13 protein-coding genes are annotated in these 10990 nt (G+C 56.3%); 6 read left to right on the top strand and 7 right to left on the bottom strand.

The genetic code is table 11. The features are described from left to right. Positions 1-119: 119 nt before the first annotated feature. The 4 genes from AYW79_RS13970 to AYW79_RS13955 form a co-directional block, all read right to left on the bottom strand. Positions 120-875, bottom strand: a complete 756-nt coding sequence (locus AYW79_RS13970) for an SAF domain-containing protein (RefSeq protein WP_067567129.1) — start codon at positions 873-875, stop codon at positions 120-122. Then, positions 872-2101, bottom strand: a complete 1230-nt coding sequence (locus AYW79_RS13965) for a ParA family protein (protein ID WP_067567127.1) — start codon at positions 2099-2101, stop codon at positions 872-874. The genes AYW79_RS13970 and AYW79_RS13965 overlap by 4 nt, the downstream gene beginning before the upstream one ends. Next, positions 2079-3194 (bottom strand): hypothetical protein, encoded by a 1116-nt coding sequence (locus AYW79_RS13960; protein ID WP_067567126.1) that lies wholly within the window; start codon positions 3192-3194, stop codon positions 2079-2081. The genes AYW79_RS13965 and AYW79_RS13960 overlap by 23 nt, the downstream gene beginning before the upstream one ends. Before the next feature lie 223 nt (positions 3195-3417). After that, positions 3418-5325 carry a hypothetical protein gene (locus AYW79_RS13955; protein ID WP_156481935.1) on the bottom strand — a complete coding sequence of 636 codons (1908 nt, stop codon included), beginning with the start codon at positions 5323-5325 and terminating at the stop codon, positions 3418-3420. On the opposite strand from AYW79_RS13955, the gene AYW79_RS15665 reads away from it, so the two are divergent. From AYW79_RS15665 to AYW79_RS13945, 3 genes are all read left to right on the top strand, one after another. Continuing rightward, complete coding sequence (locus AYW79_RS15665) at positions 5324-5545, top strand: hypothetical protein (RefSeq protein WP_156481934.1); 222 nt, start codon at positions 5324-5326, stop codon at positions 5543-5545. The two genes, AYW79_RS13955 and AYW79_RS15665, sit on opposite strands and share 2 nt — an antisense overlap. Further along, positions 5532-5789 (top strand): hypothetical protein, encoded by a 258-nt coding sequence (locus AYW79_RS13950; RefSeq protein WP_067567122.1) that lies wholly within the window; start codon positions 5532-5534, stop codon positions 5787-5789. Before AYW79_RS15665 ends, AYW79_RS13950 begins: the two co-directional genes overlap by 14 nt. A 65-nt stretch (positions 5790-5854) precedes the next feature. Beyond that, positions 5855-6061 (top strand): hypothetical protein, encoded by a 207-nt coding sequence (locus AYW79_RS13945; RefSeq protein ID WP_156481933.1) that lies wholly within the window; start codon positions 5855-5857, stop codon positions 6059-6061. 28 nt (positions 6062-6089) lie between these two features. Here AYW79_RS13945 and AYW79_RS13940 read toward each other — a convergent pair whose 3' ends face one another. Further along, positions 6090-7502: a hypothetical protein gene (locus tag AYW79_RS13940; RefSeq protein ID WP_067567118.1), complete on the bottom strand. Its 1413-nt coding sequence runs from the start codon at positions 7500-7502 to the stop codon at positions 6090-6092. Positions 7503-7846: 344 nt separating this feature from the next. Here AYW79_RS13940 and AYW79_RS13935 point away from each other — a divergent pair, with 344 nt between their 5' ends. Then, entirely contained in the window at positions 7847-8077 is a 231-nt protein-coding gene (locus AYW79_RS13935) for a hypothetical protein (RefSeq protein WP_067567116.1), read from the top strand. On the opposite strand, the gene AYW79_RS13930 is transcribed toward AYW79_RS13935, so the two are convergent. Both AYW79_RS13930 and AYW79_RS13925 read right to left on the bottom strand, forming a co-directional pair. Beyond that, complete coding sequence (locus tag AYW79_RS13930) at positions 8062-8535, bottom strand: hypothetical protein (RefSeq protein ID WP_067567114.1); 474 nt, start codon at positions 8533-8535, stop codon at positions 8062-8064. The two genes, AYW79_RS13935 and AYW79_RS13930, sit on opposite strands and share 16 nt — an antisense overlap. Before the next feature lie 165 nt (positions 8536-8700). Then, the gene (locus tag AYW79_RS13925) at positions 8701-8964 is read right to left on the bottom strand and encodes a helix-turn-helix domain-containing protein (protein ID WP_067567112.1); all 264 of its coding nucleotides are present in this window, start codon (positions 8962-8964) and stop codon (positions 8701-8703) included. 169 nt (positions 8965-9133) lie between these two features. Between AYW79_RS13925 and AYW79_RS13920 the strand changes: the two genes are divergently transcribed. Both AYW79_RS13920 and AYW79_RS13915 read left to right on the top strand, forming a co-directional pair. Next, entirely contained in the window at positions 9134-9739 is a 606-nt protein-coding gene (locus AYW79_RS13920; protein ID WP_067567111.1) for a helix-turn-helix domain-containing protein, read from the top strand. Between the two features lie 102 nt (positions 9740-9841). Continuing rightward, positions 9842-10936: a class I SAM-dependent methyltransferase gene (locus AYW79_RS13915; protein WP_067567109.1), complete on the top strand. Its 1095-nt coding sequence runs from the start codon at positions 9842-9844 to the stop codon at positions 10934-10936. Positions 10937-10990 lie beyond the last annotated feature (54 nt).

Below are 10990 nucleotides of genomic sequence, written 5' to 3'. Positions count from 1 at the left end.
GTACAGCACCGTGTGCCACTGGGTGCGGGTTGTGCCTGGTTGGCGCATTCTTGGATCCGCTAACACAGCTGACTTCAGCCGCTCTACGTAATTCGGTGTCTGTGTGTTGTCACTGGCCATCAGCGTCCACCTGCCTTGGAACCGGGTGACTGACTGCCAGTGCTTGGAGGTGGGGACGTCGTGACTTGGGTCTCCGTGTTCCCCGACGCAGTCGTAGGTGCTGCTGCCGAGGACAGGGAGATCGTCTCTGGTGCGGCGAACGTCCCGTTTTGCGGGATGAGACCGATTTGGACGCTGTTGTTTAAAATCGCAGGCGCGAGCACGCGGTAGTCCTGCTCGGACACAAACAGGAGCAGTGCCGTGGGAGCGCCACCTTTCGCAGGTGCGAGGACGTTCAACACCGGCACTGGTTCAATTGTGGTGAGCATCGGTCCAGTGGCGGTTTGGGTCGTCACAAGCAGCGCGATGCTCTCTCCAGGATTCACGACCGACGCGAGCGGCGTCTGCACAGGGAGTGCCATCAGCATGCCGGTCTGGCCAGTGCGTTCCGTGTACTGGGTGAGAAACGTCGAAAAACTTCCGCCGGACGGGTTCAAATCTGCCGTCGTCACCGGGTCGCCTTTGGGCACAGCGAACGAGAGGTACTTCCCGACCACCGCGTCAGGGTTTGTTGCCATGCCGGTGATGCCAGCGGTTTTTGGCAGGGTGACCGTCGTGACGTCAGCGGGCGCAATTCGTGTGTACGGGTACAAAGGTCTCGTGGCCACGACAACGGTCTCCGTATTCGCCGCGCGAAGAAGGACTACGGATCCGATGACGCCCGCAAGGACAGCGCAGACGAGCCCCAAAACGAATGACAACGTGCTCTTTCTCATCGATTCGCCACCACCTTTCTCCAGCGGCGACTGCGGCGCACAGGCAAGCGCTCTGGCACCAGCCGCAGCGCTTCAATCACGTGCAGGGTCGCATCCTGCACCGGACGACTGCCAGCGAGCGGTCCGGCACTCATGAGCGCACGGTACAGCCGCCTGTCTTCTGGCATGTGTACCACCACCGACCGAACGCCTGCTTCATCGAGCAGGCGCAAGGCGCGGTGATGTTCCGTCACGTGTTTGCGAATGCGGTTCACGGTGACCACCACACGTTCCGGCGATTTCAAATGCCGGACCAGTTCGTATTCCTCGACGAATCGCTTGAACGCCATCCACTCCGGCGTCATCACGAACACCACCCGATCGGCTAGATCCAGCGCGGCATACGTGATGGCCGACGACGGGCTGGTGTCGATGAGGACAACGTCGAACGCCCGCGCAAACGGTTGAACCAGTCGGCGCAGCGTACCCGGGTCCAGGCCGTCGCGCATGCGGCCGCTCGGGAGCAGATGCCAACTATCAATCGATACCAGCGACTCACGCAGCGTGGCATCGTCCATCTGGGCGGGAAGGCGCGTAAAATCATCCGTCGTCAGCGCCGCCTGTCGGTGGTGGATGGCCTGCAGGTTCCCTTTCGGATCGAGATCGATCACGCCGACCGAGACGCCTTGCTTCGCAAGAATGCGTGCCATGAGTGCCGTCACCGTCGACTTGCCGACACCACCGCGGGCGCTGTGAACAACAATGACCCGTCCACGCAGCGGCGCGTCCGGGTCATCCTGAGCAGTGTCATGGAGCGGATCCAAGTCTCTTGGTCGCCCATCCGGCGCTCGTCGTCGCGCCAAGATCGCTTCCAGCGGCGAGTGGGACTCGGGGAGCGAAGTGTTCGGTTCACCCTTGGTCGCGGGTGGGATCCAACGACGAAGGTATTCCATCTCAAGCGGATACGCGACGACATCCACGCATCCTAGGGTCTTTGCTATGTCAACCGCCTCGTCCGCCAAAGATGTGGACACATAAATTGTCGGAGCATGGAGTCCTTGTTCCCGCAACTTGGTCAGCAGGTCCCCCGGCCAATCCCGACCGAGAAGCAGCAACTTTACGGAGGGCATGTCCACCGGACGCAACGCATCCTCCTCATCGATCGCGGTCAAGCTCAGGCCCGCACGCTTGGCAGCTGCCATCGCCGCCTTTTGTTTCACCCGATCATGCTCGAGCAGCAACAACATGCTCATCACCTCCAAAAATGGGTCGTCTATCGGGATCCACGAAACGCGCAGCAATGCGCTCAATAAGGGGCTGAAAATGCATCGCAAACGTGGGATCCAATTCCACCAGCGGCGTCTTCATACGCATCGCGTGAAACTGGCGGGGTTCGTGCGGAATGAGGATACAATCGATGTCTGCAGGGGTCGACCACAGGACACCGGGCGTATGGTGATTGACGACCCAAACCACCGGTATCTCTGGTTCAGAAGGACTGGGCGGCAAAATCGATGCACCCGGCCAAGTGATGACGAGGATCAGATCGGACGCACCCACGTCCGGTCGCGTATCGATGATGACCCGGTATCCCGGGGGCGGCTCTTCGGTCATCACGTGGTCTGCAAGGCGCGGTTCACACCATGCCTGAAGAGATGTTGCATCCTCCTCGACGAGGGCCGCGGGCAACTCATTCGCGTGGCAAAGACTCAAAAGTTGCAGTGCGAGAAACGACTTCCCGCCGCCGTGGTCACCTTGAATCTGCACGCGAACCGGAGACGGTGTCGGCCATATAAATCGTCGAACCGGGCTCACATCGCCCTGCGTCCCTTGAGAGCGTGGTGAACCAACGGCCGGTTCCTGAACCAATGTGTCAAAACGTGCTTCACCCTCTTCGCGCAGCGGTGCCCAAGAAAACGGATCCCCCTCTCCCGTAAACACGTCAATCACCTGCGGCGGGGTGAGAACATCGGCCATATCCTCCTGTAGGTACGCAACAACGTCATTTTGCGACCGCGGATGAGCCAGTAAGTCATCCAGTTCCTGCAACACCAACTCTTCCCCAACAAACAAAAAGTCGTACACCCCCACCAGACACAGGTCTCGTTTGAACGCGTCTGATTCATGCAGATTGGATCCGACAAACACCACGCGTGCACCACGTTGCGATACACGGCCAAGCGTCTGAAGAAGGCTGTGGCGGTTCTGGATCATCCATTCGCATACCACGAGCGTATCCCCCGCTTGCCACGGGAACTCGTCAATTCGTCTCGCATACGCGAGCCATTCGCTCCCTTTGTACCGATCACGCAGATCGACAGGCAATGCCATATACAGCACAGGCTGTTCACTCCTTTCGCGATTTTTCCTTTCGAATTCCTATGAGAAATCCACTCAAGTCACACAGACACGCTCGCTTGCATCAGCACGCGAAACCCGAGCGTCAAAACGACCCACCTCCCATCACGACTACGGTATCACGGCAAATAGTCCCTTTGGTGCCAACCCGGTGCCAAGTACATTCGGTTCCGAAACCTGTCGCACAAAACCAACTGAAGGTGTGTTATGGGCCGGCCGCCATTGGGATGGGCACCCGTTGTCCGGTGACGGTCATTTGGGGCAAAGGACTTGCAACCATGCCGGACCAAGACGAGGCGGTGTTTGCGTACCGCGCGGATGCATCCGGAATTTGATGCAGGAAATACCACGTCGGGTAACCGAGCGCCTGCGCCAGATCCGGGTTCGTCCAGGTGACCGATGCCCCTGACTGCGTCGTGATCGTCACAGTCGATGCGAGATGGGCAGCGCTGCCAGGGTCGCCCGTCAGATTCCACGCGGTCAGTTGCGAGTAGGACGTGGGCACACCACCGGTTGCGTATTTGGGGATCCGCGTGTACACCCAGCCGTATTCGGTGGCAGGCGACGGGTACCCGTTCCCGTACGGATCCCAGCTTGGCACATCTCCCTTGCTCATCAGGGTGCCGGGAAGAAGCGTAAACGCCTGCGTCCACGCGCGCGTGTCGCCGTCCGGGTTGACCAAGTTGAAGTTCACATTCGATAGGGCGGGCAAATCGTGTGGTGAACCGGACCATTCCAAGCGATAGGCCATGCCCCCACCCACGCGCACGTACACGGCGGGATTTCGCGCCGGATTTCCGTAGGTAGGTTGCGGCGTGGCACCGCCAAGGGTGGAACCATCCACATAAGCATCGCTGTTTTGCTGGGAGGCACCCGGGTTTGACGGCGACCAGACATCCCCCGGCTGGCCTGGGTCATAGAAGAGTCCGGTCACTTGAAAGTGGCTTAGATTCTGCGGGTAGTCATGATGGTAGGTGATGGGCTCGTCCACCCACACATAGGACACACATCCCTGGCCATCTGTTCGGGCTTGGAGTTGCCAGTGGGTGTCTGTCCAGGTCAGCATCTGTCCGCCCGATCCGTCTGACGTCCACATGTACGACAGCACAAAATTTCCCGGCATGGGTGGAACCGACGACGGTGTGCATCCTCCTCCGCTTGGGGGCGGCGGAGGCGGTGGGGGCGGTGGCGTAGGCGATTTCGTGACCGTAAACGATGCTGTTGCTGCCGTCGCGGCGCGGTTGAACCAGTCCTTGACGTACAGGTGGATCACGTATCGACCGGGTGCAAGGCTGGACGTATCAATCTCGTTTGCCCGCCCACTGTTCCCGTCCGTCGATTCGACGAACGTCGGCGGGTACGTCGTCGTGCCGCCGCCCGCCACTTCAACCATCACGGAGCCGTCTGGCGCGTACAGTGTCTCGCCGTTGTACGGGGCGCGACCCTGCAAATTGGATTCACGAAAACTCTGGGACGTTACATCCTGCCCGGTAGCACTGGTCACTGTCACGTACTCAAAGTGATAGGCGGTGTGATACGCCTCGATCCACGCGTGGTTTTCAAACTGTAGAGGTACGCCTTGTTCAACTTGGGCGGAACCGACAATCGACACCTGCGCCCGCGGTGGATTGGTGGCGTATACCGGCTGGTCGTACCAAGGATCGCCGGGAACAAAGGACGCCCCACTCATTTCGACAATCTGCGAGACATTGGAGACAGGAAACGTCTGTCCGGCACTGTCTACGAACGTCGTGTTCCACAGATGAGCCTGTACATAGGATGGATCGCCTTTGAGAGCGGCGATCCACTGCGACACGGTCGACTGTCCGACCATCTTGTATCCATTGTTCGAGGAGATGGGCACGCCGTTGTGGCTAACATGGTCGAACCCCCAGATGCCGCCGAGGGTGTCGTTGCCGTTGGAAATCGGCATACCATCGGAGCCGTATTTGTAGCGGTCACTTCGATCCTGAATGTCTACCAGCGTCGGATCGTTCGTCTGCCGGATGACAAACTGGGTTCCTCCGACAATTTGACCATTGGGGATAATGGAACCCGAGGTATCTGGCGGGTTGTCTGCCCGCGCCACATACGCAAGTGCGGTATTTGTCATGCTGAACATCACGGACAACATCGCCATTACAGTCGAGGCAGCTTTCGTCCAACGTATCGGCAAACGGCCCATTTTCTTCGCCACCTTTCTCAAAATTCGTCTATCGAGAGCAAAACAAACCAGACAATCCGAGCGTGCAAATCCACGCCGCGCTGCCGAGCCAAATGGTATACTGATGAAAGTAGAACATGAGGAGGCGGACTTGAATGGCAGTGAATAAAGAGGAGTTCTATCGGCTGATTGACCGGATTGACGATCCCATCGATTTAGAGACCGCTTATGCGGCTGTCAAATCCATCGTGGAACATGATAATCAATCCTGGTACTGGACAGAAGAGTGGCAAGAAGGGGAACGTGAAGCGGACGCAGATAAGGCGGCAGGACGGGTGAGTCGGGCATACGATTCCGCCGAGGACATGATGAGAGATCTTTTGGGTAACAACGAAGAGCGCCGAACCCCATGAAGCTGACACAAACCGAGCGCTTCATTCATCAGTTTCGACGCCTTGCTAAGGGGAACCCTCGGGTCGTGGCACAGGTGGAAAAAACCTTTCGATATTTGATCGCTTTTCCTCCTGCACACCCATCATTACGCATGAAACGGGTACAGGGAACCGACGCAGTCTTTGAATGCTCTGTCAATATGGACTTGCGAATCACCTTCGAGTTTGTCGATGGGCACACCCTCCTGCTGCGCAACATCAATCACCATGACAAGGCGCTCAAACACTACTGAACCCAGAAAACAACCAACTTTGCGACGTTCATCCGTTCCAAACCGGCTGCCCACTGCTGTCTTGGATGTTCGGAACTTGCGAACCAGATGACGGACTGAAATCCACCTGTACAAACGTCGTGTCGCGATTGGTTGTTATCTCGCTCACCCCCAGTTCTGCATGTCCTTCGGTTCGCACCATTACTTCCTTCACTGGTGATTTGACGCCACCGTTACTTGGATCCCTTGAATCGTATCCGTCAAACCCGTCTGCCACGGACCATGTGCCGCCGCCATCCATACTGAACTCCGTGTGATTTCCCGACTTGTTGAACAGAGATCCGGCCGTGATTTCCATAGCATCTGTATCCGCCAAACCCGGAAGGATGAAAGTCAGTCCATCCTGTGGCTGCACCGAAAACGTGATTTGATCCGCCAGCCGGATCGAATTCTCCTGGCCAGCAGAAGCCACTCCCGCTGTCACATTCGGATTGTGTGCAAATGCAACCTTAGCATCATACGGTTGAAACCACACGTGATACGACCCATCCGAGGTTTTTGAATAGCCTTGGTAAAGATCCGCCAAATTGGACATCACCTGCGTCTCCTCTGTCGACGTCATCGTCCCCTGCGTGACGCCTAGATTCAACTGGACAGCATTCGCCCACGCCACCGTATTGCCACCAGCGTTCCAGGACAAGTCGCCGTCCGGAATCCCCACATACGTTTGATAGGCGTGATCCACTGTTTCCAGCGAGATGTTGTCGGAGGCGCCAAAATGAGTTGGGCTATCTGGCATGAAATATCCCTTAGTCAATGCGGTATGAACATAAGGCCAGTCGGCAGACGGGACATCATCAAACGGATTGACGCCACTGGAATCGAGAGCGATGTGGAGCGTCTTGGCAAAATCCTTGACGACCTGCATCTTTGTAGCGGGTACCGCTTTCGATGTAGTGAGGGACCAAGTCGTGCCATCCCATGTCGATTGAATCCCGATGCGATCGAGCGCCTGCATGAGGTACCAGATCGGAACATAGGAGGTCATGACCTGTCCGCTGAAATCACGATGCACGATACATGGCGCATACTCGACCGGACGTCCGTTTAGTTCGATCCGGATATCTCCACTCGGCGGGGAACTATTTTTCAAGGATGTTCCGCCCTGGACTTCCCCCGAAGGCACCGTCAAGTTCCAATCCTTGCCGTTCCACGAACTCTCGATACCCAAGGGCTTGAGCACCTGAAACAAGTACCAAATGGGCAGCCAACTGGTTGGCTGCGTTGCACCAGAGTCTCTCCGAACCATATGCTGCGGGCTCATCAGCACCTTCCCGTTCCACTCAATACGCGTAGGATACGCCTTTGACGCTGAAGATACCGTGGCTGCCAATACTGGATTTGCGGAAAGTGAACCCAGTAGCGTCGCCGCCACGAACCATGGGATTGCATTTTTTCTCATCCGTTCCACACCGCCCTTTCTTCAGATGTTCCCATGCTAGCACGGGAATTTCATTCGATGGTGCCGTTGCAGTGCCAAATCACCTTGGGATCCCGATTCTCCTGATTTTTCGAACCATGAACGCGTGGACACGCGCTTGACACCTTGAGATTTGCTCTTGAATCCACTTCTGTCAACCATTTTCTATAGGCACTCTTCTGTCCCAGAGGTGGCACCCGCACCGATGAAAGCCGATGTATCCTCGAATCAGTGCCCCGCGTTTTCCCACCATTGATATCCCCTTCATCAAAAGACCAACGTCCAACAGCTCATCACTCGGCGGTTACGCCACAAGGAGGTCTCCCATGAAGTCGCTTGGATTCCCGACCTTTACTCATGAATTTGAAGAAACAGGACGCAGCACGAACCCAGACGGAACGACCTCTGTCACGTTTCGCCGTGACCACTGCGCCCTGACCGTCACCTACAACCGCCCTTCGCGAGACGCGCTGGACAAATTTATCACGACGTGGCAGGAGATTCTCCTGAACCTTGTCGACCTGCCGGAACCAAAATCTCCTCACCAAGCAGAGTGAACACCATCCACTTCCTCTTCCCATTCTTGCGACCAAATGGGGGCTCCCTCTCCCCCCAGCGCCTCAAACAATTTGTGGACCACGTACGTCCGTTTTCGGAAAAACCCCCGGCGAGAGATGAACAGAGCCTCCCAGATAAGTGCGTTGCTCATCCGTTCGAAGTATTTGAACTTCACCAATCTCAGTTCATCGGTGGTGAGGGCAAGCAGCGCATTTTCGAGGATCTGAACCCGCACCTCGAGTGGATGGATATACACCTCTTCAAATTCAAGACGCTTCGCCACCCGTTCATACGTGACATCTCGAACCGATCCTTTGCAAAAAGAGGGCGCGGGCCGGAATCGGCGCCCCCCGTCTGGAAGTTCTTCCAACTGCGTGTGCAGGTTCTGCAGTTGCCTTTGCCAGACTGGATATGCGTACAGCCACGCCTCCACTTGATCGATGGGCACCTCTCTCATGAGCGCTCCCCCCACTTGTTCTGTCGTACGCGTCCCTTCACCCGCTTGTATGCGTCGTGCTGCATGAGCTTTTCGTAGGCCCGGTGTGTATCTGGATAACAGGGGTTTGTTTCCTTTGCGATGGGCTTCTGCTGGGCTTCCGCTGGTTTCTTAGGCTCAAGCATTTCAACTCGTCTCCTTTGCATTCATTTGTTCACTTTTGTGAACATTACAGAGACAAAAAAGATCGTCAAACTTTGCGCCCAATGCCACGCAAAATTGCCTTGCCGCCTGGGGACTTGGATGGCGCAGGCCGCGCTCCAGTTGGCTGACATACGCCACGCTATAATCCACTTGCTGCGCCAGCTCTCGTTGCGACAACCCATTGACAATCCGCGTTCGGGTGAACTCGTCCACTTTCACAAGAATCAGTCCGCTGAACTTCGACATGAGCACGCCTCCCGTTTGGCCTACAAATGATGGTAAGGAAATCATAGTCTCGTCCACAGAATCTGACAACCGTATTTTTGTTCACTTTTGATTACTTTTATGATTGCACCCTCACGACCCGGATGGTATGATTCACACCAGTGATGCATTGCACGTGGGAGCGGTGAAAGTGAACGAGGATTTTGGGTCTTGGCTTCGCAAAGTGCGCCTGGAAAAACGATGGACACAACGGACACTGGCCGCGAGGTCCGGGCTGTCGCTCGGGTATATCTCCAGTGTGGAAAACGGCAAGCGCAAACCAAAGACAAGTTCGCTTGTGGCACTCGCGCAAGCGCTCGATGTCCCCTACGCACAGGCATTACAGTCGGCCGGATATTTGGATGACGGCCTGGTGCTCTTTGCGCACCGCTTGCGGACCACACGCACAAGCCTCGGTATGACTGTGGATGCATTGGCTTCGTTGTGCGGCGTATCGAGCAAAACGCTAGAACGCTGGGAATCTTCCCCGAAATCATGGCCAAGCGAGCAGACGTTGGCCAAACTCGCAGCTGCACTGACAGTATCCATCGAGTATCTGCGCGGACAGTCCGATGCCACCGCCAACTACCCCATCGATTTGCAAGACATTCTGGAGCAACCGGATCTAACCTACAACGGCGTAATGTTAAATCCGGAGCAATTGAAATTCGTCCGCGACTTCCTCCAAGGCGTCATCCAGCTTTCTACGCACCAAGCCCCTGCATCGCCGCAAAAGAGACCGCGAAATCGTAAGTAAACCGGGTTCACAAAATTCTATACAAATGTGGACACATGGCAGGAACTAGAAGCTAGGTTGCCGAATTGAATCCGCATACCCCAATCTGTGGGAGGTGTACGGATGTTTATCTTTCCGGATCTCTCGAACGACCTTCACGCCATGCAAGATGTAGGCATCGTCATCAGTCCCTGGCTCGCTGGACTGTCCAGCGAAGGCCGCTTGGATGCCGCCCTATACAGCGATATGAGCACACGTGCCCGTGAATTCGCCCATGTCCACTGGACCGAGGAGGAACGAGTGCGCGTACTGCATCATTTTCCATCTCCTGACCGCATCCCACAAATCGCGGTGCATGAAATCGTCGCCTCCACCGCCGTATACTTGACGCACAAGCGCACAGGGCAGTTGGAAGTGGATGAACCGTTGATTGATGACGCCATGAACCGGGTAACCCAGTTTGTAAAGGAGCAGAGTTTTGGCACCCTGCTGCAGTTGTACATGTTGGTGACCAGCTGGGAGAACCAAAATGCTCTCCATCATTTCGGCGAAATTCCGGAGCGCGAATACGTGCTTGGTAGTTGGCACCGTCCCTGGGTCGACTACAGTCTCAGTGAGGAATTGATGTTTGCCGCCCTGCTTGGCAACGTAGAAGTTGTAGAACGGGATGGACATCGCTTTGTCCGGTTGACCGAGGAAGGGGAACAGGCGCTCGAGCGTGCCTCCGAGACGCTGGAGCAAGCGGGCTATTTCAAGCAGCGGTTGCAGTTCCTGCGGATCTCGCAGTTCAATCTCTACGACGCCTATGAGCAGGTGGCCGATGAAGTCTGGCCCGATACCCCACAGCAACGAAAGGATTTTATCCAATTTGTCGGTGTGCAGCCGGGAATGCGGGTGTTGGAACTTGGCTGCGCCAATGGGCCTTTGACTTTCGAAGGCGGGTTGGCAGATGCAGTCCAACCCGGTGGTCACATCATCGCCGTTGACCCATCAACGGGTATGCTAGCGCGCGCCCGAACAAAGCAGCGGTCGTTACAGATTGATTGGATTGAATTTATGAACGGACGAGCAGAATCATTGCCCTTTGACGCAGGTTCCTTCGACGTGGTGCTCGGTACAGGATTCTTGCACTTTACAGATCTCAAACTATCCATCCCGGAAATGACGCGGTTGGTGCGCCCCGGTGGCGTGATCGGGAGTTGGGTAAGCGTAAAATAGCCCCCACGTTAATGAAACGCAGAGGCTAGAATCAACTCACGGTTCCTACTTCAC

Origin of the sequence: Ferroacidibacillus organovorans (assembly GCF_001642725.1) — a bacterium.
Classification (GTDB): Bacteria; Bacillota; Bacilli; order Alicyclobacillales; family SLC66; genus Ferroacidibacillus; species Ferroacidibacillus organovorans.
Note: the sequence above shows the minus strand (reverse complement) of the source record. Positions and strands in the feature narration are given on the sequence as shown.